Origin of the sequence: Pontibacter litorisediminis (assembly GCF_029360645.1) — a bacterium.
Lineage (GTDB): Bacteria > Bacteroidota > Bacteroidia > Cytophagales > Hymenobacteraceae > Pontibacter > Pontibacter litorisediminis.
Genome location: NZ_JARDUA010000001.1, coordinates 1,245,820 through 1,268,987 on the forward strand (window position 1 = coordinate 1,245,820; position 23,168 = coordinate 1,268,987).

11 protein-coding genes are annotated in these 23,168 nt (G+C 53.6%); all 11 read right to left on the minus strand.

Translation table 11 applies throughout. The features are described 5' to 3' along the window. Window positions 1-83: 83 nt before the first annotated feature. The 11 genes from PXG97_RS05255 to lacZ all read right to left on the minus strand — a co-directional run bounded on the left by PXG97_RS05255 (window position 84) and on the right by lacZ (window position 23,132). Window positions 84-1,715, minus strand: a complete 1,632-nt coding sequence (locus PXG97_RS05255) for a beta-N-acetylhexosaminidase (protein ID WP_276496666.1) — start codon at window positions 1,713-1,715, stop codon at window positions 84-86. 68 nt (window positions 1,716-1,783) lie between these two features. Continuing rightward, the gene (locus PXG97_RS05260; protein ID WP_276496667.1) at window positions 1,784-4,327 is read right to left on the minus strand and encodes a glycoside hydrolase family 84 protein; all 2,544 of its coding nucleotides are present in this window, start codon (window positions 4,325-4,327) and stop codon (window positions 1,784-1,786) included. A gap of 333 nt (window positions 4,328-4,660) precedes the next feature. Beyond that, a complete protein-coding gene (locus PXG97_RS05265; protein ID WP_338088596.1) occupies window positions 4,661-6,202 on the minus strand; it encodes a sulfatase family protein in 1,542 nt (513 codons plus the stop codon). A gap of 19 nt (window positions 6,203-6,221) precedes the next feature. After that, window positions 6,222-7,748, minus strand: a complete 1,527-nt coding sequence (locus tag PXG97_RS05270) for a sulfatase family protein (RefSeq protein ID WP_276496668.1) — start codon at window positions 7,746-7,748, stop codon at window positions 6,222-6,224. A gap of 6 nt (window positions 7,749-7,754) precedes the next feature. Continuing rightward, complete coding sequence (locus tag PXG97_RS05275; RefSeq protein WP_276496669.1) at window positions 7,755-8,567, minus strand: glycoside hydrolase family 16 protein; 813 nt, start codon at window positions 8,565-8,567, stop codon at window positions 7,755-7,757. 689 nt (window positions 8,568-9,256) lie between these two features. Next, window positions 9,257-11,161, minus strand: coding sequence for a SusD/RagB family nutrient-binding outer membrane lipoprotein (locus tag PXG97_RS05280; RefSeq protein ID WP_276496670.1), 1,905 nt, complete (start codon window positions 11,159-11,161; stop codon window positions 9,257-9,259). A 21-nt stretch (window positions 11,162-11,182) separates the two neighbouring features. Then, window positions 11,183-14,308 carry a SusC/RagA family TonB-linked outer membrane protein gene (locus PXG97_RS05285; protein ID WP_276496671.1) on the minus strand — a complete coding sequence of 1,042 codons (3,126 nt, stop codon included), beginning with the start codon at window positions 14,306-14,308 and terminating at the stop codon, window positions 11,183-11,185. A gap of 70 nt (window positions 14,309-14,378) precedes the next feature. Continuing rightward, window positions 14,379-15,596, minus strand: a complete 1,218-nt coding sequence (locus tag PXG97_RS05290) for an ROK family protein (RefSeq protein ID WP_276496898.1) — start codon at window positions 15,594-15,596, stop codon at window positions 14,379-14,381. A gap of 327 nt (window positions 15,597-15,923) precedes the next feature. Then, window positions 15,924-17,861: a peptide-N-glycosidase F-related protein gene (locus tag PXG97_RS05295; protein ID WP_276496672.1), complete on the minus strand. Its 1,938-nt coding sequence runs from the start codon at window positions 17,859-17,861 to the stop codon at window positions 15,924-15,926. A gap of 734 nt (window positions 17,862-18,595) precedes the next feature. Continuing rightward, window positions 18,596-19,858, minus strand: a complete 1,263-nt coding sequence (locus PXG97_RS05300; RefSeq protein WP_276496673.1) for a glycoside hydrolase family 27 protein — start codon at window positions 19,856-19,858, stop codon at window positions 18,596-18,598. A gap of 145 nt (window positions 19,859-20,003) precedes the next feature. Further along, window positions 20,004-23,132: a beta-galactosidase, LacZ type gene (gene lacZ / locus PXG97_RS05305; RefSeq protein ID WP_276496674.1), complete on the minus strand. Its 3,129-nt coding sequence runs from the start codon at window positions 23,130-23,132 to the stop codon at window positions 20,004-20,006. Window positions 23,133-23,168: the final 36 nt, after the last annotated feature.

Consider the following 23,168-nt stretch of genomic DNA (forward strand, 5'->3'; position numbering starts at 1 on the left):
GCGGGTACGCTCGCGCCATAAGTATAAATTTGCATATCCGTCGTCCTTTGTCCTTCGTCAAAAAATCCTTTGTCAAAAAAAAACTACTGGTTCTTCTTCTCCTCTTCCGCGTCTGAAAGCGGGGCGAAATGGATGCCCCGGGCTTCCCATACTTTCAGGAGTGGCAGCAGCGCGTTTCGGAACTGCTCGTAGTTCTTGTTTTGTGGCTGCGTCCAGCCCACCTCGGCGTAGGCAGCCAGGCGCGGGAACACCTGGTAATGCATCTCGCCCCGGGTCGGAACCCACTCGCTCCACATCTGGGAGCCAGTACCGATGATGTTCTGATGATACTCTTCTGCCAGTTCCTGCGGCACCGGATCGAAGCTGTAGGCTTTTTGCAGCGGGATAGATTTGTAGTCATAGTCCAGGTAGGTCATCGAGTGCAGCGAGTTCACCAGCTGGTAACCTTTGGAGGCAGCCTGCTTGATCAGCTCCACATCACCTTTCCAGAAGTGCACCACCACGTTTTTGGCCAGCTCGGTTTCGGCGTTCGCGTCTGCCTTTTTCTCCTCGAAGTCATGGTGGATGTTGATGCCCATGATCTCATTCCAGCCCATCATGCGGCGGCCGTTCTGCTCAATGTACTTGGAGATGTTGTTGGTGAAATGCACCTGCAAATCAGCATAGGTTTTGATGCCGTGCTCCTTCATGTAGGCGTTTACCTGCTTCGATTTCTCCCAGGCCTCATAGCCCACTTCGTCCCCGCCGATATGGATTACCTTGGAGGGGAACAGCGCGAACACCTCCTGCAGCACGTCCTGTAGGAACTCCTGTACTTTAGGGTTGGTCACGTCGTAGATGTCGTAGAAGCGGCCGAATTTTACGGGTACCTCAATCTTCTGGTTGTCCGTGCCCAGCCAGGGGTAAGCGGCAATGGCAGCGCTGGCGTGGCCCGGCATCTCGATCTCCGGCACCACGTTGATGTGGCGCTCAGCGGCATAGGCTACGAGTTCTTTGATCTCCTCCTGGGTATAGAACCCGCTGTGCGGCTCCCCGGATTGCTTGTTGCTGTTCCATTTTTTCTCCCCTACGGCCGTGCTTTTTCTAACTGAGCCAATCTCCGTCAGCTTCGGGTATTTCTTGATCTCGATGCGCCAGCCCTGGTCGTCCACCAGGTGCCAGTGGAAAACGTTCATCTTCAGGCGGGCCATCTCATCCAACAGCAGCTTCACCTCCTCTTTTCCTTTAAAATGACGGGCCTCATCCAGGTGCAAGGCACGCCACTCGAACCGCGGCTTGTCTTCTATAGCCACCGCCGGCATAACTTTGCCTTCCGAAGTATGGAGAGCCTGCAGCAGGCTCTGCACACCGTAGTGGATGCCCGCTGCCGTGGCTGCCTTGATGGTCACCTGCGTCGGCGTTGCGGTCAGTCTATACCCTTCTTTGCCCAGGTCTTTGGACAGCTTCTTATCCAGCTCCAGGCTGATCGTGTTCTTCTTACCCTTGCCGGCGTTAGCCTCGAGTGATAGGTTATACTTCTCCTGCAATGCTTGCTTCAGGAAAGCGGCTTCTTTCTCTGCTCCGGAAGCATACTGAATGGCTTTGGCGCTGCCAAGCGCAAATTGCCCCTTTGCCAGTTCGATTTTATTAGGCCTTGGGATGATGCTCAGTTCCTGCGCGCCGGCCTCCAAAGCGGCGATGCAAACCAGGAGGAGAAGGTATAGAAGTTTTTTCATGGGGAGAACGTTTGTTTAGAAGTATGGATTGCTTACTTAACTGAAGGTTTAAACTTAAGTGGATAATTTCAGGTCGCTCCTTTACTGGCTGGCTGCTCTTTTACCAGCTCATAAATCCGTACTTCCTGCTGGCTGTCTGTAGAGAAGGTTAGTTTCGAAACGTTCCTGAGTTTACTGCCCTGCAGCCGGATGTAGCTGCCGTTACCGCTGTAAAGGGTTTGCTGCTTTCCGTTTCTGCCGGGTGCAGTGATCGTATAGTGGGCACCGTCGTTTTTCAGCAAGATAACCAGGCCAGCCTCTTTCAGCTCCTTTGGCAACGCCACCGTTACCGGCTGCTGGCTGGTCAGTGTCTGGTAGGTGTTTATACTTCCGTCATGGGCAAAAACAGATTGATTTTTTCCGGCTGTTGGCTGTACCGCCAGGCGGAACTCCTTCAGGTAGAAGTTCTGACGCTTACCGGATGCATTGCGGAAGCGCACATACTTCACACTTGCTGGGTCAGCGAAGGCTATACTTCCTTTGCCGCGCTCGGCGGTTGCTTCGGTTGTCGTCCATACGTTTCCGTCTTTGGAGGTCTCAAAAACTCCCCAATCCAACAGGTTATTGTGGCTTAGGTTAAAGTATAAAGCCTGCGCCTGCAAAGCCTCCGAAGGTTTAAAACCAATGTACTCGGTACTATCCAGGTAGGCCACTTCCAGCATTGGGGAGTAAGCAACCCCTTTGTTACTGTAGCGCAGCGGTTGGCTGGCCAGCCGTTGCGCTTGGCTGTAAGCTGCCAGGGCATCGGTGTTCATACGGGCTATACTTTGGCTTCCGCCAGTTAAGTGGTTTCCGGTTAGGCGGTACACCTCTTCTACAAAAGGCATTAGCACCAGCGAGCCCGTTTTCACGCCCGGCTGGTAAGGATTTTGGTTGAGCGTGGCGTCCACTGTTGCCATGCTATCCAGCAGCGCCTCTACACGCAGGTAATTGGCCCAGGCCGCGGCAGGGTTCAGGTTCATGCGGTTATCCACCATGTCCACCGCGTGGGCACCGGCCTTGCCCAGCAACTCGAACTGCAGCAGCCACGGCTCCAGTTGCTCCACCAGGCGCTTGTTCTGGCTTTTGCTCCGGATCTCGGCAGGGGCCTTGGCTATACTTGCAAACTCCTGCTTTATCCGTTTAGCTTCCGCCGCTGAAGGGTGCAGCCCGTTTTGATAGGTTTCGAGGAACGTTTCGATATAGGGCTTGATCTCTACCGATTCGTCGCGGCGGTAGCGGTGGCCGTTCGGACCGGGGTCACTGTTGTGGGCATTGAAGGTGCGGAAGGCCTCCGGTGCCTCCGGCATCACATACCTGTTAGCCGCCTCCCAGGCCTGCTGCGGATCATAGGTTTGCATGTTCCAGCTATACAGGGCCACGCCAAAGATCGCCACCTTCGAGGCTTCCGCCTTGTCCATGGGGTTCGACACAAAGCCCGACATATCATACTTTGCCTCGGTGTCGATGCCATAGGATGGGCCCATGAGCAGGTGGTTGCGCACGTAGTCGCTCACCGGAAAGTTCCACCACACAAAAGCCGGGCGCCGGATGCGCTTGTTTACCCATTCCAGGCCTTCTTTGGTGATGTCGTGCACCACCGTGTTGCCCGTCCACATCACGTGGATAGCCGGATCGAGCTGCTCGCCCAGAATGTCGAGGTAGGTGCCGGGTTCTTTGTTCGCCCAGCCTTTGTTGTATTCGGTCGGGCACATGATCAGCGGGGCCACACCTTTTTTCTTGTTGATGAACTGGCGCTGAATAAAGTTGAGCAGGTTGGCCTGCATCCTGGCGTCGGTTCCGGCCCCGGAAATATCGTCGAAGAAAACGGCGAAGGCACGTACACCCAGTTCGTACATCATGTTGAATTTGGCAATGATGGCGCTGCTGTCGGCCTGGTTCCACTGGATGTCCTTGCCCGGATGGATGGCCCACACAAAATCCACCTTATTGCGCTTTGCCTCTTGCACCAGCTCTTTTAGCTGCTCCTCCTCCTGCGCGGGGTATGGCTTTCGCCAGTTTGGGGAGGAATGGTAGGGGTCGTCTTTGGGGCCGTAGATGTACGTATTCAGTTTCAGTTTTCCGTAGAAGCGCAGCTGCTCCAGGCGGTCCTGGTGGCTCCAGGGCTCCCCGTAAAAACCTTCCACCGTGCCACGGTACGCTACATCCGGGTAATCCGTAATGGCCACGGTCGGCAAGGTTATACGCCCGTTCGCCTCTTGCTGCACCAACTGCGACAGTGTCTGCACGGCGTAGAATACCGAGCGGTCGTCGAAGGCCTCGATGCGGATTCCCTCCGGCGATACCTCCAGCTGATAGGCGCCGGAGCGCTGCAGTTGGGGTTCTGCCTTTCTGAGTTTCTTTACCTTTAGCGGCAAACGTTTTCCTTTCTCCGCCACCGGCACCACTGCTTTCAGCAAGGCCAGGGTTGCGGCATCTTTTCTAAGTCCGCTTACTTTGTAGGCATGAGCCGGCGTAAAGCGCTGCTGGCTTATGTTTGCCTGCTGCGGCTGCGGCACCACCTGCTGTGCTGTTGCGGCAAAGGAAATCAGAAGAAGAAAGGCAGCGAAGCTGCGTTGGATAAGGGTGCGCATGATGTATTTACTTTGTTACTCTTGTCTCCTCCTGACTTAGAAAAGACAGGAGGAGTTATACTTTTATCTTTAGCTGGCGCGGGAGTAATTCCCGTGTCAATCTATAATGTTGAGTCTGCGACTCGACTGGGCCAGAGCCCAAAATAGTAGGTCACGAAAGAAGACACTCGCGCCACAAGTATGTTGTTTATTAAGCCTCGCCTGCTGTTCGCAAAGTCTTTCTTCCTGCCACAACTTGGGCTTCCAGCCCAGTCGGATTACAAATCCGACTCTACATAAGGCACGAGTTGCAAACTCGCGCCAGCAGCAGTAACTTATTGGGCAGATTATACTTTACAAATTACCGCCCTCTTTAGCCAGCAGTTCTTTGGCGCCGTCATCCTCATACTTGTCGAGCAGGCCGTTGAGCTGCTTTTTGAGTTTGGCGGTGATCTTCTCGTAGCCTTTCTTGCCGTAGAGGTTGTGCATCTCCTGCGGGTCCTTCTGCAGGTCGTACAGCTCCCACGACTCCACCCTTTTGTAAAAGCGAATCAGCTTGTAGCGGTCTGTCTTGATGCCAAAGTGCGGCGACACGGAATGTTCGCCGTTCTCATAGTAGTGGTAGTACATCGCGTCGCGGCCTTTCGCTTTTTTGTCCGTTAAAAGGGGCAGGAACGACTCCCCCTGCATGTCCTTCGGAATGGCCACGCCGGCGGCATCAAGCATGGTCGGCGCGATATCCAGGTTCATCACGAAATGCCCCGACTGTGTGCCCGGTTTCACCACACCCGGCCAGCGCATCACCATGGGCGTGCGGAACGACTCCTCATACATGAAGCGCTTATCGAACCAGCCGTGCTCGCCCATGTAAAAGCCCTGGTCCGACACATAGATCACGATCGTGTTGTCGGCGAGGCCGTTCTTGTCCAGGTAGTCCAGGGTGCGGCCGATGCTGCGGTCCATAGAGGCGGCGGTGGCCAGGTAATCGCGCATGTAGCGCTGGTACTTCCACTCCACCAGCTCTTTGCCTATCAGGTCGCGGGCCATCAGGTCATCATAGATCGGCTTGTAATAAGCTTTAAACTTTGCCTTTTGCGCCTCGTTCATGCGGGTAATGTTGCCGTCCTTGATGTTGTCATAGTCCGGGAACATCTTCAGGTCATAGCCCATGATCATGGTCTCGTCAATGGTCATGTCCTGTACCTGGGCGGCCTTGCGGTTAGTGTAGTTGTCGTAGAAGGTGGCCGGCAGCGGAAAGGTTTTGTCGTCGAACATGCCCATATCCTCCAGGTCCGGCATCCAGGTGCGGTGCGTGTTTTTGTGGCCGATCACCAGGGCGAAAGGCTTGCTCTTGTCGCGGCTGTCGAGCCACTCCTCGGCCACGTCCTCCGTTACGGTGGACACATAGCCCTCGATTCGCTCGCGGCTGCCGTCCATGTTGATGAAGTCGGGGTTGAAGTAGTGCCCCTGGCCTGGTAGTATCTTCCAGAAATCGAAGCCCTGCGGGTCGCTTTCCAGGTGCCACTTGCCTACCCAGGCGGTTTGGTAGCCGTCTTTGCCCAACTCCTTGATGAAGGTGTTCTGGCTGCCGTCGAAGTGGGAGTTCTCGTTATCCTTAAAGCCGTTCTTATGGCTATACTTGCCCGTAAGTATAACGGCTCGGCTCGGCCCGCAGATAGAATTGGTGACATAAGCCTTGTTGAAGGTGGCTCCTTCTTTGGCAATGCGGTCGATGTTGGGCGTCTGCATCAGGTTGCCACCGTAGGCGCTGATGGCCTGGAACGCGTGGTCATCCGATACGATGATGACGATGTTGGGCTTCTTATCCTGCTGTTGCGCCGAAGCCGCAAAGCTCCAAACGACAGCCGCCATGAGTAAGAGTATTTGCTTCATCATAAACGAAAATTATACTTTGTTACCTGCTTTTTCCTGCTTGTTTGATTTCCTTTAATAGCTGCGACAGTTCTTTCACCTTCCCCGGATGCTGTGCAGCCAGGTTGCGCTGCTCGCCTATGTCCTCGCTCAGGTTATAGAGCTGCGGCTCCGGTGAGTTGCCCAGCTCTATAGCTGTTAAGTTGTTATAAGCCGGACCATTGGCCGGTGCGATATACTTCCAGTTACCTTTTACAATAGCCAGCGTGCCAGCGTGCTGCACCAAGACCTCCCGGCCTTGCTCCGATTTTCCTGTTAATGCTCTCAATACGTCCTGGCTATCGGGGGCGTCGGCAGCGGCCAAGGGCTGGCGCAGCAGACTGGCAAAAGAGGCTAGCAAATCGACTTGCGAAACCATAGCATCCGATACTCCTGGCTTAACCTTTCCTGGCCAGCGCACAATCCAGGGCACGCGGGTGCCTGCCTCAAAAGCGCTGTACTTGCCGCCGCGCAAAGGGCCAGCCGGTTGATGCCCGTTTTGCTTTGTCACCGCCTCGTCTTCGTAGCCATCGTCCAGCACCGGCCCGTTGTCGCTGGTAAAGATGACCAGTGTATTTTTCGTCAGGCCCTGTAGTTCCAGTTCTTTTAGGATCTCCCCCACGGCCCAGTCCATTTGCAGGATCGCATCGCCCCGGTAGCCCAAGTCGCTCTTGCCTTTGAAGTAGGTAGAGGGCATGCGCGGCACGTGTGGTTCAGTGAGGGAGTAGAACAGGAAGAAGGGCTGGTTTTTGTTTTGCCCGATAAAGTCTTTGGCTTTCTGCAGGAAGGTAAGCGGCACCTCTTCATCCGTCCAGCGGGCTTTGGTGCCTCCGCTCAAAAAGCCAATGCGGCCAATGCCGTTGATGATGGTGTTGTCGTGCCCGTGGTTGGGCGAAGCTTTCATCTTCAGCAGTTCCGGGTTTTCCCTGCCTGTGGGTTCCAGGCCAATTTTCTCCCGGTAGTTTACCTGTATCGGGTCGGCTGGATCAAGCCCTACAACACGACCATTCTCCATAAAGACAGTCGGCACGCGGTCGGCGGTAGCCGGGAATATAAAGGAATAGTCGAAGCCTACTTCATTGGGGCCGGGCTTGATGTCCTCGTTCCAGTTTTTCTCTACCGCCTCCCCCAGGCCCAGGTGCCATTTGCCCACAATGGCAGTGGCATAGCCGGCTTTTTTGAACACGCCCGGCAGCGTTGTTTTATCGGTGGGCACAACCAAGGCAGCATCGCCGGGTAGTACGCCCGTTCCCTGTTTGCGCCAGGGGTATTCGCCTGTCATCAGGGCATAACGCGAGGGGGTGCAGGTGGCGGAGGTGGCATAGCCCCGGGTAAAGCGCAGGCCTTGTGCGGATAGTTTATCCAGGTTGGGGGTGTTTATCTTAGTGGCTCCATAGCTGCTCAGGTCACCATACCCCAGATCATCCACATAAATCAGAACAACGTTTGGTTGCTGCTGCGCATAGGCAAAGTGCGCCAGGCTAAGTATAGCCAGCAACAGACAGAGCACATGTATACTTTGTTTACGCATGATGTACTATAGCTTAGCCTGTTGTTGATTGCTTGTCTGGTAGACCCGCACCCAATCCACCACCATCTGCACGGGCAGGTCCTCGTCTTTTATGCTTCCCACCCAGTTGCCGCCCAGCGCCTGGTCCAGGATGATGTAGAACTCCTCATCAAAAGGCCACTGCACATGATCTGCGTTTTCCAGTTTAGGGTAGGTAAATGTTTTCTGGCCGTTGATGAAGAAGTCGAGCCGGTCGGGGTACCACTCCAGGCCATAGGTATTGAACTCACCTTCCTTAAATGGAGCGGTGGCGAAATATACGGGGTTTGTTTTCTGGTTCAGGTTATCGATGTGGTGGCTGTGCAGGGTCTGGTACACGATAGAGTCGTAGTTGAGGTGCTCCATGATATCGATCTCCCCGCTATGTGGCCAGCCACCATACTTACTTTCCTGCGGCATAAGCCAGATGGCTGGCCAGGAGCCTTTGCCCTTCGAGAGTTTGGCCCTGACTTCTACCTTGCCATACTTAAAGGCAAACTTGTTTTTGGTCTGGATACAGGCCGTCTGGTACTTGGTTGTATCGGCAGGGTCTTCGTTCACAATGCCCCGCAAGTGTAACTGGCCATCCTGTACAAAAGTAGTGGACGCATTGTCGGCGCAGTAGCAGGCCCAGTCAGGAGACCTTCTGCCCGAGAAGCTCCATTTAGTGGAATCCGGCGCTCCGTCTGTGGTGAACTCATCCTCCCACAGCAACACCCACTCAGCGGTGTTTGTCTTTTTCGGAAGAGAGGTGCAACTGGCAAGCAAGAAGATCAAACACCAAAGGAACAGCTGTTTCATGGTTAATTTGTTAAAAGGTAAAAGGGCCTGCGCAAGCCAATGGCCTGGCAGTCCCTTTTCCTTCACCTAAACTAAAAACTACAACTCAATCTATTCTATTCACTTCATCTAACTCCTTATTCCGTAGCCCCTGCATTGGCTTGCTCCCTTAAAGCCCTCCATGACATATAAATTCTCTTCAACTGATCCAGTGCTCTTTCTGCTTCGAATCAGAAAAGGCGTACCTTTTGCCATTAGCTCGGCACGGCATTATTGGTGGGTATTGTAGAGCGGTCCCATCAGATTCTTTTGCTTCCTAAGATGTGTCTCAGCAGAATAGTATCTATCATGATTTCACCATATCCTGCAAACCAGAAGTATAAACATATGAACTTCACCTTATAAAAACCAGACAAGTCATAAAAAATGTGTTCGATAACGCATTTTTGTTTAGCAGGCTTCGTGAGAGGGGCAAATATTAAAATACAGCAAATTAAAACCCACTAAAGCTTTACTATCAACTCAATAACTATCCTTGAAAAGATCAAGGAAAATCTTAAGCGAGTATAATGTCATACATATGCAGAGCGTATAAAAAAGGCTTTTCCTCCGCAGAAATTTATATTCCGGAAGAAAAGCCTTAAAAAGCATGCTCGTCTACCAATTAACTAGTAGACAAGCATGCGGGAAATTATAGAAAGAACTCTACTTTACTGCTTTTTCGCCCACCACAGCGGTGTGCTTACTGCATCCGGGCCCTCCAGGAATCCTACAGCCTGCTGGTAACCTGCAGGGTTCGTATTCTCAAGGGTAGACGGGTACTTCAGGCGCTGCGGGAAGAACGCCACCTTGCTCTCCATGTAGTTTGCCGAGGTGAGCGCTGGCAGGTTCGGTAGCGGGTTCTCTATGGCAGGGTTCTCGAAGAACGGCAGCCCCAAACGTCTGTGGTCGCTCCAAGCCTCCAGTGGCAACCATGGGAACTGCGCAATGTACTTCTGCGTGATGATCTTCGTCAGATGATCATTCTTAACTGTTCCATTCTTGTACAGGTGGTTGTCCGGATACTTTATCGTAGCCTCCGCAGTCGCTCCGGTATACCCGTTCTCATACTGCATGGTATAGGTGGCAGGTGGCTCAGCCGTGTGGTTCCAGTTCACAGAGGTACCGTTTCTGTTGTAATCCTCTGAGCTCAGGTAGTCGAGCATTGGCGCTCCCCAATAATCAAAGCTGCTCTTTATACCTGCCTCATAAGCCTCTTCGGCCGACATTGATGTATTCCAGCCACGAACAGCGGCTTCGGCGAGCAGGAAGTAGGTTTCCCAAGGCCCGAAGAAAACACGCTGGCTCTGGCTAGTTCTAAACTCCTGCGACATACGCGGGATAGTGCCAGGGTAAGAATACACTCTGTTTTTCGAGCCCTTGGCTCCCCACGATCCGTTACCGGCCGAGTTCCAGGTGTTAGTGGCATCTATTTCCTTGATCACGTTGCCTGCATCATCCAACAGCGTGCGCTTCGGGTTTCGGGCATCCGTTGTCCAGGATGGATAGTTGCTGTAGTTAGGGTTTGTGTAGTCGCCAGGGATAGCAAAGGCCTCATACGCACGAGGATCCACGGCAAAAGGCAAACCATTGAACCAGTACCCCGCCGATGGGTTATTCGTCATCGTGGCGAAGTGGTTCTCGAACCGCTGCCCCATCCAATTGGCTGGCTTTATAGCATCGTGGAAAGGCTTGCTTAGTAACTCCTCGGTCTCTATGCCACCCAGGTTAAAGTAGGTGTTGAACAGCGTCTGAGACAGGTACTGCATGTTCCACTCGCGGCTCATGACACCGGAAAGGGCGTCCCAACCTGGCCGCTCCTGCACTTTAAAGGTCTCGCCCATCTCCAGCAGCAGGTCATTGGTGGCAGCTGCGGCCTCAAATTCTGCCTTTGCCTTGGCTGGGTCTACCTCCGAAAGCCTCATGGCCAGGCGCAGGCGCAGCGAGTTAGCATACTTTCTCCAGTTGGCCCAGCTATAGGCATAGGCAGGGTCCAATTGCTTAAGCCTATCGGGCCTTGCCACCGACTCATCCAGCTTAGAGCTTGCATCCTTAAGCTCATCCAAAATAAAGTAATAAACAGCCTTTTCATCAGAGAACTCCGGGTTCTCACCCTGGAAGGCATTAATCGGAATAGGGCCAAAGTTGTCAGACATCTCGCTCATCAGGTACGCTCTCCAGATACGGGCTACCTGCAGCAGGTTTTCCGTGTGTGGCTGCGTGTTGCCTGAATTGATGTGTCCGTTGGCAATCTCGATGGCCGTGTTTGCTGCATTCAGCCAGCCAGCCACTTGGTTGTAGTAAGCGCTAGTCCAGCCGTCGTTGTAGCCGCCAGCCGAAAGGGTTGAGCCTTCCTGGTAGTGCGCGGCTACTTTCCAGTAAAGTATGAACGATCGTTCGGCCACGTCCGGGTTCATCTGTGCGCTAATGATGGAGTTGTTGATAAAGTACTCCACCTGCACCTGATCCGCGCTCGCCGCCACTGGGTTCACGTTGATCTCTTCAAAGTCGTTGCATGAGGTCAGCATCAGGCCCGTTGCCATCAGCACCCACGATTTTTTCAGTATATTTCTCATAAAACTAATGCAGTTAAAAGATTAGAAGCCCAGCGTAAGGTTGAACAGGATAGAGCGTGTGGTTGGCATGCTTCCGTTCTCAAAACCAGTTGCGTTGGTGCCAGTGGCAAACACCGATTCAGGGTCAAGTCCGTCCAGGTGGCTGGAGATGAGCCATACGTTTGTGGCTGTTATGCCAACGCTGGCTCTCTGAAGCGGCGTTTTAGAAAGCAGGCCACCTGGCAGCGCGTAGCTTAGGTTCACGTTGCGCAGACGCACGTTAGTGGCATCGTAAACATTGGCCTCTGTGATACCCAGGTTACCCACACCAGCTACCGCATTCCAGTAGTTCTGTGGCGTTACTTCTGTCGTATTCACTTGGTATTCTCCTGTAGTAGGGTCCTGTATCACACCTTCCACTACAAAGCTTTCACGGCCTCCGTTACGCAACGTGGCAAGAGATGTACCGTTGCGCTGCATGCTGGCAAGTGTGCCAGCGAAAATCTCACCTCCGATGCGGGCATCTACCTGGAAGGAAAGGCCCAGGCCTTTGTAACGCAGTGTGTTGGTAACACCCACCAGGGCGTCCGCCTGCTGGTTGCCCAGTCTCACACCTTGCTCCCCTACCAGTGGCAAGCCTGCGCTGCTCAGCAGCAACTGGCCAAAGTATGGGCTTTCCGGGTCATCCACTCTGCTGAAGGTGCTGCCGTAGATCTCGCCATACTCACCGCCAACTACTGCATTTACACGCACATCATCAAAGCCTCCCAGCTGATAAATCTCAATATCCTCATACAGCTCCTCCACCGTGTTGCGGTTTCTGGAGAAGTTACCGCTGATGTTCCAGTTAAAGCCGGTCGAGTTTCTGATGATGTCGGCATCTATCATTAACTCTATACCCTTGTTTTGGATGTCACCGGCATTGATAATTCTTCCGCTGTAGCCGCTAAGCGGGTCCATTGGCAGTGTAATGAGCTGGTTTGTGGCGTTCGATTTATAGATCGTAAAGTCCAGGCCGATACGGCTGTTAAAGAAACGCGCCTCCAGACCGGCTTCGGACGACTTAATCAACTCGTTTTTAACATCTGAGTTGTAAAGGGTGGGATTTCTGCCCGCCGTTGGGTTGCCATTCGGGTCTTTTCCGATCCAGTAGGTGTTGTAAAGCTCGTAAGGTCTAAGCCCGTTTCCTACCTCTGCATAAGAGGCTCTCAGTTTACCATAAGTTAACCAGGACGGAAGCGTGGCTCCAGCAGTCTCCAGCATATCAGTGAATACGTAGGAGGCGCTCACGGATGGGTAGAAGAACGAGCGGTTGTCTTCACTCAGGGTAGAAGCCCAGTCGTTGCGGAAGGTTGCATCCAGGAACAGGTAACCGTCCCAGTTAAACTGCACCATACCATAAACCGAGTTGATTTTCTGCTCGCGGTAGTCCTGGCCTATCGTAGGGTTGGATCTGCCGTTGTTCAGGGAGAACAGGTTTGGCACTTCCAGCTCGCCGGCATTGCCGCTGATAGAGCTGAACTTCTGCGCCATCAGGTTACCACCCAACGTCACCATACCGCCCAGTCGGCCAATCACGTTGTCGCGCTGTGCCGTGATGAGGGTGCTGTAGTTGGTCTCCATAAAGTTCTGCTTGCCCAGGCTGTATCGCCCGGATGGCGTCTGCGGGCTGCCGCCGTAAAGCTTGCTTTCGGCAGTAGTATAGTGCATGTCCGCACCACCTTTGATCTCAGCGTTCAACCAATCGGTAAATTCATACTTCACGGAGCCGTTCATGATGAACCTGTCTCTCAGGTCCTGGTTCAGGTTATACCTGCTGTTCCAGTAAGGGTTCATCTGGCTGCTGCTGCCGTACCAGATCATGTTGCCATTCTCATCAACCGCCCGCTCAAAGTCACGGATGTCGATGGAGCGAGGCAGGCCGAACAGCGTTCCGAAGGAGTTGTTAGGGTTGTTGCCCCCGACAGGGCGGTTCTCGGCGTTAGTCTTAGTATACTGCACCTTTGTGTCCGTGGTCCAGCGCTCCGCCTTGCCGAAATGGCTGACAGCTCTGGCTGTCAGGCTGGTTCTGCTTAGCTTCACGCCCGGCGAAACGCCTTCGTTGTCAAATTTGTTGAAGGACGTGTAAACAGAGGTGTTGTTGTACTGCTGCTGGAACGAAACGTTCTGGCTGGAGTAAAGTCCTTTTCCAAAGAAGTTGTCGATGTTGTCGTAAATACGCAGCGGCACGTTCTCCCCTCTCCAGTTCTCCACGGTCTGGCCTTCGGCTCTAGGGCCCCAGCTAGCGCCAGACAACGGGTCGTAGCTTCCTTCCGAACCCTGACCGAACGTGCTCTGCAGGTCTGGATAGGTAAAGATCTCGTCGTAGCCAGTGGTAGAGGAAATTGTGATGCCCAGCCCGTCCTGTGGCTTGCCAGACTTTGTCGTGATCAGGATAACGCCGTTACCCGCTCTAGAGCCGTAAAGCGCTGCCGCAGAAGCTCCCTTCAGTACGGAGATGCTTGCGATGTCCTCGGCGTTGATGTCGGCAAGGCCATTACCCATGTCCAGACCTGGGTTCCAGTAGTCGTTGTTGCTTCTACCGGTAAAGTTGTCGATCGGAATACCATCCACCACGATCAGTGGCTGGTTATCCCCTACCAGTGAGCTGTTACCGCGAAGTATAATCTTGGAAGAACCTCCCGGACCGTTGCTGGAGCGGTTGATCTGCAGACCGGCTACTTTACCCGTCAGGGCGTTTGCCAGGTTAGCCTCCCGCGACTCCACCAGCCGCTCGCCGCCAACTTCCTGCACGGAGTATCCCAGTGATTTCTTCTCGCGCTCAATGCCAAGCGCCGTTACAACCACCTCACTTAGTTGGCTGCTGCTGCTTCCCAGCGTAATGTTGAGCGTGTTGCCTGTACCTACGCTCACTTCCTTCGAGTCGTAGCCAAGCGCATTCACCACCAGTGTGGCTCCTTCCGCAACAGCAAGGCTGAAGGTTCCATCCTCGCCAGTTGTGGTCCCTGTTGTAGTTCCCTTCACTTGTACTGACGCAAAAGGCAAGGGGGTACCTTTGTCATCCTTTACTGTACCGGTGATAGTTCGGTTCTGCTGCGCAAATGCCAGCCCCGTGAACAGGCACAGCAGCAAACAGAGCACGAACTGTTTAGTAATCACTTTTCTCATAGAAAACAGCTTTGATTGTGAAAATTTGTGAAACCGTTAGATAATTAAAAATATATAGACACTGACAAGGCTAAACGACCTGAGAGTCGTCAGCCACTTTATTCTTAGCTAAATTCATGGTGTCGTAATGCTCCATTACCAGCGCAGCTGCACCGATAAGCTCTGCCTGGTATCCGAAGGTGGAGATTTTGATTTCAGTGTCTTCGGCAATCTTCGGGATGCAGTGCTCGTTGATTGCCTGCTGAATGGGGGTCATCCAAAGCTTACCGGCAAGCGACCCTCTGCCACTCAGCACGATCAGCTCTGGGTTGAGCAGGTGGATCAGGGTTGCCACCCCTCTGCCTATGTTATAGGCGGTGTCGGAGAAGAGCTCTATCGCGAAGCGGTCTCCTTTCAGAGCTGCCTCTATGATGGCGTTGGAGGTTGCCTCCATATCATCCAGGCTAAGATCCTTCAGCATCGACACCCTTCCCTCTTTGAGGCCCTGTATCGCCCTTTCGACCACTACGATCAGCGAAGTCTCTGTTTCGAGGCAGCCGCTCTTGCCGCAGCTGCACATCTTGTTGTTCATGAAGATAGGGATGTGGCTGAACTCGCCTGCAAAGCCATTGTGCCCCCGGAACAGTGTTCCGTTCAGCACCATTCCCAGGCCAATCCCCCAGCCAATGCTTAGCACCATGACGTTCTGCCTGTCTTTGGCCGCACCCAGCTTGTGCTCTGCCAGAGCCACCAGGCTGGAGTCATTGTCTATCAACACCGGAAGGTTGATAACAGACTCAAGGTAGCTGACGATGCTGCCTTGCTCCAGTCTGAGGAAGGAGTGATTCACCCCTTTCACCACATCTACGAAGCCAGGCATGCCTATTCCAACCCCGATTACACTGTCTTCAGGCACATCCGTCTGCTTAATAAAATCGGAAAGGTGGCTTGCCAACTGCTGTAGCGCGTGTGGGTTGTTTGCCAGCGGGAGTTCCACCCGCTTCGTCTCCCCTATATAGTTGTTGTGCATGTCCAGCAGCGTGATGCGGGTAATCAGCTGGTCCATCGCCACAGATACCACATACATCAGGTCGGGCCTGAGCGAGTACATCTGCGGGCGCCTGCCTCCTGTGGAGTTTGCATAACCCTTTTCAATCACAGTACCCTCGCTGATCAGCTCGTTAAGTATACGGGCAGTAAGGGGTACACTCTTGTTGGTAAGGGTGCTGAGGTCCGCGCAAGACAGCTCACCAGTGAAGTATAAATGCTTCACTACATTCCGCTTGTATATTTCCTGTTTATTAAGCATCACATATAAAATATCAACTTTCTAAGCCTATGTTACGGAATTATTACTAAGGTAGACGAACTTTGATAAATAAAAAAAAACTTTAATAAAAATTTTAAAAAGAAGTAGATACATGAGTAATTAATCACCTATGTCGCCAGGAGAGCTAATTGTACTCTGAAAAGCGCAGAAACCTTTTAAAGGCATTGATAAGGTTCAAAACAAGATCAAATTACGATGCAGCCTATGTTAGCAATTACCAGCCTTGGATAAATAGTATGTCATAAGTAAGAGCTGCCTGCAATGCTGGGGCTGCAGGCAGCTCTTATTTATCAGGCAAGTATGAACTTACTCTTTCAAACGGATGCGCTTCTTAAACTTCTCCTCCCCGTCCACAAAGACCTTCAGGTAAAACCGGCCTTTCGGGTGCTGGCTCAGGTCGTAGGTAAACACGCCTTCTTTTATTTGTTCATACTTCTGCTCCAGTACCACCTCATCGCCCGGGTCGGTTACGATCTGCACCAGCACGTCGTGCGGCAGGTTAGCATAATAGTCGAAGGTGGTGGAGTCGTTGGTGCGGGTGGGGTACAGGCCAAAAGAGGTCTGGTCGGTGATGGGTGCTACCGGCGTGCCTACCTCAAAAGCGTAGCGCACCGAGGAGCCAAAGTCAGACTCGAAATCCTGCAGCATGGCCCCGTCCTTATTCAGCAGGCGCACCTTGCCCCTGCCGCCGCGCGGGTTGGCCCAAAACTCCAGACCGTTGCCGGCAGAGTCCTGAAGTATAAACTCATAGTTGCCATTAGCCAGCTGCACCGTGTCGCGGTAAAGCGTATTCGCCTTCAGGGTTCCGGCGGCCCTTTCCTGAATAACCTTGCCTTCACTGTCTTGGAGCACGTAGCTGTTTTGATCCGGCTGGTTGTTCGTCATCAGGTATACCACCACCGTGCCACCATGTCGTGGTACCGCCTCGAAGGCGCTGGTCATTTTATTATCGGTCGCATACTTGTCTTTTTTGCCGTTTGGCCGCTGCAGCTCCACCTCAAAGGTGTTCTGGCCTGGGTTGCTCTCAATCTCGCTGGGCAGGGCAATAACAGTGTAGCCTGCGGGCTGCAGGGTACCAGTCCAGTTATACTTCTTTTTGCCTAAGCCCTTGGTGCCGTAGCTAATTTGCAGGCTGGTGAGGGGCACTGCACCCATGTTGCGCACTACGATCTGTGGCTGCACATTGGCCGGGTTCTGGCGGCGGTGCGCATCCTTCAGCGACGGACGGATGATATCCGTGATAGCCACATCGTTTTTAGCGGCGGGCTTTTTATACTGTATGATGTAGGCGGTGATGTAGGCATCGGCACCTGGCTCGGAGGAAACATACTCTTCCATGTTGATGTCCACGGTGTGCTGGGAGCCGGGCTTTACGGGCAGGTCGAACAGGTCGGGCTGCATCAGATCGCCGGGGCACCAGTCGGCGCGGTCGTACACCCAGGTGCCGGCCTGCGGGTAGAGCGGGTTTTCGCCACACTTCTTCCAGATGTCCCGCCTGTCGATGAGCTTCCTGTCGAAGTATACTTCCCGGAACTTACTGCAGAACTCGGCGCAGTTGTCGGGTTTGTCCATGCCGTGGCCGGTCTGCACCACGCGCAGGCGGGCGAAGGCGGCGTTTTTATCGGCTGTGAAGGTAGTGGGCTTCAGCGCGTTCTCAATCGGGTTGGCCGGGTCGCCGTAGCGATAGGCGCCGTCGTAGATTTTCTGAATGGAGATAGGCTCCCAGGCCGGTTTGCCTTTCACAACTTCAAAGTCCAGCGTCAGGGTCCAGCCGCGATCGTTGTTGGGTTCCCAGCCGGTATGGTTATACTCTATCTCCACGCTGTCGCGCAGCAACAGGCTAAAGTCGGTGATGTCCACTTCCCAGTCAAAAGTCCATTCCTTGCCGAAGGCCCCACCATAGGGCGTCAGCATGCGCCCGATCTCAATGTCCTGCGACTCGCCTTTTTTGCCACCGGTGCGTCTGATAATAATATGGTCTTTGTAGTCCCAATCGGCGCAGCGCATGTTGTCGGGGCAGCCCAGGCGCAACTTCAGTTTTATACTTCTAATGTCCTCGCCTTTGGACGGGAATACGCCCCATGCTTTGTAGTAATTGTTGCCCTGGCTCGGGTCAGTCACCACCGTCAAACGGTTGTGCGTGACCACGTTTAGGGTGTCGGAGGCGTGGGTTTGGAGGGTGATAAGGGAAAGTAAGGCCGCCAGGGTGTAGCGCCATACATGGGAGGTAAATTTATACTTCATATTTAGCGTGTTTATACTTTGCTTTTTTGTGTTGGCCGATGTCACCGGCGAAGGTTTTCAAGTTGGTGATTAGCATATATGCATAACTATACTTTATACTTTTGCTGTGCTTTTATTACTTAATTACACTTGCTGATTTATACTTTCTTCCTGGCGCAAGTCTTCAGACTTGTGTCCTTCAATGAGGTCAAGTTTGTAGCTTGACTGGCTTGAAAAGCCATACTTTATACTTTTGCCATTCTTTTATACTTGCCGAGTTATACTTACAGCTTATTTTTTCATAGCCACCGCTTCCTTCCATTTGAAGCAAGCTATCCTTACTAGCTTCCGCTGATCCTCTAGTTCCCACAAGCGGCTCGTTTCATTTCCTACTTTCTGCCCTCCCAGGCCGGGAGGCCTCGCCTTCGGGCATCGCGCTGTGTTCCCTTCCTTTGCTACCCTTCGGTCGCAATGCCCTTACAGGGCACCGGAATCTCACAAGGCGCTCAACCCAAAGGCTGGGATTAGTTCAATAGCTAAGACTGTTACTACTGTCCCCTTGAGGGGACTATAGGAGTGTTTATACTTTAATAATGAAACTTATACTTCAGCACCAGTAATAACAGGTTCCCCGCCTTAGACAAGGAGGGGTTAGGGGTGGTTAGACCCGGCACTGCAGGCTCCCTCCCACTCCTTTGTCAAAGGGTCACATAGTCCTTTGTCCAAAATATTCTTCTCTACAGCTCTTCCCCCGCCTACTTGTACTGAAATACATTGTAAGGCCGGGACGTACCCTGTAGCTTCAGCACGACCACACCATGCGCCGGAACGTCAAAACTAACTTCTTTCGCTGTAGAAACGGCAAAATCCTTTTGCGCCCATAGGTCACGCATGGTATAGCCTTTGGCAGCATTCAGGCCCACGGAATCCGGCTGGAAAGTGATAGCAGCGGTTCCTCCCGACCTGTTGAGCAGCGCCACGGCCACTTGCCCGCTCATGGTAGATTGGAGCGGCTTGGCCCATACTTCCAGGTCGCCCTTGTCCACCAGGCGGCGGGCCTGGTACACCAGTTTGTTTTGGTTAATGGCAATCAGTTCTTTGTTGGTCAGGATACTGATCGTCTCCGGGCTCATCTGGCGCAGGTCGTTACTGGCCAGCAGCGGGGAGCTCATCATGCACCACATCGAAAAGTGCGTCTTGTCTTCTTCGTAGCTCATGCCCCGCCCTACCTGCAGCATGTCCATGTCGTTTACGTGGCCCGGCGAGGCATGCTTCCAGAGGTCGGCGTTCAGGTCCACGATGTGCATCACCGAGGCAAAAGTGTTGTCGATGTCGCCGGAGATGCGCCAGGAGTCTGCCAGCGGCACCACCCACTCGCCCGGAAACTTCCAACGGCACACGTTGTACACCACGTCTGGCCGAATCTGACGAATCAGGTTGCCAATTTGCGTATAGCGGGTTTGCTCGTCGAGGCCCAGCCAATCGCCGCCGCACCAGTCTACCTTAATAAAGTCGTAGTTCCACTCCTGCAGCATCAGTTGCAGATCCTGCGCGTCGTGCCCGTAAAGCCCCATGCCCACGCCCACCGTGTCTTTGTCCCAGTACGAGGCGCAGGTATTGATACCGGCATCGGAGTAAATCCCGGCCTTCAGCCCTTTGGAATGGATGTAGTCGCTCAGGGCCCGCATGCCGCTCGGGAAGCGTTCCGGATGCGCCACGATACTTCCCTTTGCGTCGCGACCGCCAAAGAAGCCATCATCGATGTTGACGTAAGTATAACCGGCCTCCTGCATCCCCGTCGACACCATAAAATCGGCTTGCGCCCGGATGATGTCCTCGTTGATTATAGCGCGGAAGTTATTCCAGCTCGACCAACCCATGATAGGCGTTCTGGGACGCTCTGCTACCGCTTCTGTTTTACCTGCTGCAGGGGCCGGGCTGGTTACGGCGCTATTCGGCTGGTTGCGGCAGGCAAGCAGCGCAAGAAGCAAAAGGCAAGGGATGAGTTTTCTAAACATAGTGTGTCTTCCTAAAAGTATACATCTTCTCCCACAGCCGAAACGTCCTGGCTTATACTTTTTATACTTTGATAACAGGTGCTTAAGCACAAACGGAGCGGCCACGGGTGTCCCCTTGTGCCGCTCCGCTAAAAATCAATCAATCTTACTTTTTCACCGGCACGATGCGGTACTCGTAATAGTATGGCCTGTTGAGGAACAGCTTATACTTGTCGAGCGGAAGTAGGCCCCAGCTGTTGTTGCCGCCTACGCCAAGCTGCTGCAGGTCCACGTGCAGGTGGATGTTTTTGTCCGGCTCCAGCGAACCTGAGTGTGTTTGGTGCTTGTCGAAGCCAGGGAACAACTGGTCCGGGCTGTAGGGCAGGGCGCTCACGTTCAGCAACGTGTCGATGTGCTGGATGATGATGCCGGAACCGTCTTTGCGGCTGATCTTAGCCCAACGCACATCACTCTTGTTGCCGCTCTCCTGCGGACGCACGTACGGGTGGTACTGCTCGGTAATGCTGCCTTTGTACTGGCCCACCAGCGCGGCCGTTTTCCTGTCCCAATAGCTTTCCCACGGGCCGCGGCCATACCATTCCAGGTTCTTAAAGTCTGTTGGCAGCGTCATGTGGTTGCCTACCTTAAAGGTCATCATTTTCAGCTCCTTCAGCGGCTGCACCTTGTTTTTCACGGTCAGAGCACCTTTGCCGTCAGCAATCAGGGTCTGCTCATACTTCAGGCCACCGTCCAGCAACTCCTTTTCGATGCTTACCTGTACCTGTCCGTCGGCCAGCGTTTCTACCTGCACCTTCTTCACCACGGCCTTGTCGTTAGCGTCCTTTAACGCTCTCAGCCTTTTCGGAAGATTTGCCCCGAAATCGTTGTCAGTGCCTGGGCGCCAGAAGTTGATGCGCGGGCCACTTTCCAATATCGTTTTGCCATTGGCCTTGTAAGAGGTAATGTTACCGGTTTTCTTATCCACCGTCAGGCTGAAGCTCTTGTTACCCAGCTCAATGGCAGAGGCTCCGTCCGAAACGTTGATCTTGTCGCTGCTTGCAGCATAGGCTGGCGGCACAGGCTTGCTCAGGGCGAACTCCTCAAAAGCCAGCTCAGTACCGGCCTTCAGCACGCCCTCGTCATTTTTAAGCACGGCCTTTACCTGCAGGTAATATTCGTTGGCCGTATCGGCTTTTATCGCCTCATCCGGCAGGGTCAATCTTACGGATTGCCCCGGCTGCACGGTAAGTTCGCTGATCGTGCCAGACTTCACCTCTTTGCCGTCGCGCAGCAGCGTCCAGTTCAGTTTAAAGTTATCCAGGGTACGGAAGAAGTACTTGCTGCGCACGCCCAGCTGGTTTTTGTTCAGCGTGAAAGCAATCTCCTGGTATACTTTGCGTACCTCGTAAGAGTGCGGATGGAACGTACGGTCTGCGCCAATTACCCCATTAATCAGGAAGTTATTGTCGCTTGGCGTATCTTTATCGCCCCAGTCGCCACCGTAGCCCAGAATCTTCTTGCCGTCTTTCATGCGGTACACGCCCTGGTCTACCCAGTCCCAGATAAAGCCGCCCTGCAGCACCGGGTAGGTTTCAAAAATATCCCAATACTCCTTAAAGTTACCGATGCTGTTGCCCATGGCGTGCGCGTACTCGCAGAGCAGGTAGGGTTGCGTCGGGTTGCTCTGAGCGTAGGCGATCACCTCGTCCGGCGTGCGGTACATTTTAGAGTAGATGTCGGTGTTCCAGTCGCCGGAGGCCAGCTCGTAGTGCACCGGCAGGGACGGGTCCAGGCTCTTGGCCAGCTCGTAGCCACGGTAGAAGTTCCAGCCGTTGCCCGCCTCGTTGCCCAGGCTCCAGGAGAAAATGCTCGGGTGGTTGCGGTCGCGGCGGATCATACGGCCTATGCGCGTCAGGTGCGCCAGTTCCCACTCCGGCGCGTTGGCCAGGGTGCGGCCCAAATCATAGTGCATGCCATGCGACTCCACGTTGGCCTCGTCCATTACGTACAGGCCATACTCGTCACAAAGCTCATAGAAATAAGGATCGTTCGGGTAGTGGCTGGTGCGCACGGCGTTCACGTTCAGCTCCTTCATCAGCTTCACTTCCTCCAGCATGGCCTCGCGGCTCACTACCTGCCCCGTTTCCGGGTGCGTCTCGTGGCGGTTCACGCCTTTAAACATCACAGGCTTACCGTTTACCAGAATCTGCGTGTTCTTAATCTCTACCATACGGAAGCCCATTTTGCGGCTAATCACCTCTTGTACCTTTCCTTCGCCATCGTAGAGGGCGATTTCCAGGCGGTAGAGGTGCGGAGTTTCAGCGCTCCATGCCTTGGCGTTAGCAACATTGGCATTAAAGCGAAGCTCGGTTTTGCCCTGCTTCATTTTCAGGCCCCAGGTGTTCTGTTGGGCACTCCATACTTTCTTGCCGTCGGCATCATACAGGGCTGCCCCTACTTTATACTTCTCCTGGTTCTCGTCGGTGTTGTTCCAGGCCGTTACGTGCAGGTTCATCACCCCATCACGGTAGTTGTTGGCCAGCGAGGCGTTGGTCACATAGTCGTAGAGGTGCACGTTTGGACGGGTATAGAGGTAGCAGTCGCGGCTGATGCCCGACACGCGCCACATGTCCTGCGCCTCCAGGTAGCTGCCGTCGTTCCAGCGGCGCACTTCCAGGGCAATCAGGTTCTGGCCCGGCTGCACGTAAGGCGTAATGTCGAACTCCGACTCCAGCTTGCTGTCTTTGCCCAAGCCTACATACTTGCCATTCACATAGAGCTTAAAAGCCGATTTCACGGCACCCAGGTGAATGAACACGCGCTGGTCTTTCCAGTTGGCCGGCAGGGTAACTACCCGGCGGTAGGCACCGGCCGGCTGGTCGATGTTATCCGGAATGTTCGGCGGTTGCGGGTTGGTCATGTTGAACTCGTAGAACGGGTTCACATAGATCGGCACGCCGTAGCCGTTAAACTCCCAGTTGGCAGGCACCGGAAACTCTTTCCAGCTCTTATCACTAAAATTGGTGGCATAGAAATCCTGCGGCAGCTGCTTGTAATCGGCTACCCAATGGAACTTCCACATGCCGTTCAGCGACATAAAGCGGGAAGACTTGGCCTTGTCGCCGGCAGCGGCTTTGGCCGCATCCTCAAAAGGAAAATAAGAAGCCCGCATCGGCAGGCGGTTCTCTTCCTGTATGGCAGGGTTCTCGTAGACAGGGTCGAGGTAGGGTTTCTGGGCAAGCGCCGGGAAAAAGCCCAGGGCCAACAGGCACGTAAATAATAAAAGCTTATTCATGGTTATGGTAGTAATTCAATAGAAGTATAAGGGTTA

Excerpts from the sequence above, each read along its gene's own strand:
- PXG97_RS05255 (WP_276496666.1), bottom strand. The coding sequence starts at position 1,715 with ATGAAAAAACTTCTATACCTTCTCCTCCTGGTTTGCATCGCCGCTTTG.
- PXG97_RS05260 (WP_276496667.1), bottom strand. The coding sequence starts at position 4,327 with ATGCGCACCCTTATCCAACGCAGCTTCGCTGCCTTTCTTCTTCTGATT.
- PXG97_RS05265 (WP_338088596.1), bottom strand. The coding sequence starts at position 6,202 with ATGATGAAGCAAATACTCTTACTCATGGCGGCTGTCGTTTGGAGCTTT.
- PXG97_RS05270 (WP_276496668.1), bottom strand. The coding sequence starts at position 7,748 with ATGCGTAAACAAAGTATACATGTGCTCTGTCTGTTGCTGGCTATACTT.
- PXG97_RS05275 (WP_276496669.1), bottom strand. The coding sequence starts at position 8,567 with ATGAAACAGCTGTTCCTTTGGTGTTTGATCTTCTTGCTTGCCAGTTGC.
- PXG97_RS05280 (WP_276496670.1), bottom strand. The coding sequence starts at position 11,161 with ATGAGAAATATACTGAAAAAATCGTGGGTGCTGATGGCAACGGGCCTG.
- PXG97_RS05285 (WP_276496671.1), bottom strand. The coding sequence starts at position 14,308 with ATGAGAAAAGTGATTACTAAACAGTTCGTGCTCTGTTTGCTGCTGTGC.
- PXG97_RS05290 (WP_276496898.1), bottom strand. The coding sequence starts at position 15,596 with ATGCTTAATAAACAGGAAATATACAAGCGGAATGTAGTGAAGCATTTA.
- PXG97_RS05295 (WP_276496672.1), bottom strand. The coding sequence starts at position 17,861 with ATGAAGTATAAATTTACCTCCCATGTATGGCGCTACACCCTGGCGGCC.
- PXG97_RS05300 (WP_276496673.1), bottom strand. The coding sequence starts at position 19,858 with ATGTTTAGAAAACTCATCCCTTGCCTTTTGCTTCTTGCGCTGCTTGCC.
- lacZ (WP_276496674.1), bottom strand. The coding sequence starts at position 23,132 with ATGAATAAGCTTTTATTATTTACGTGCCTGTTGGCCCTGGGCTTTTTC.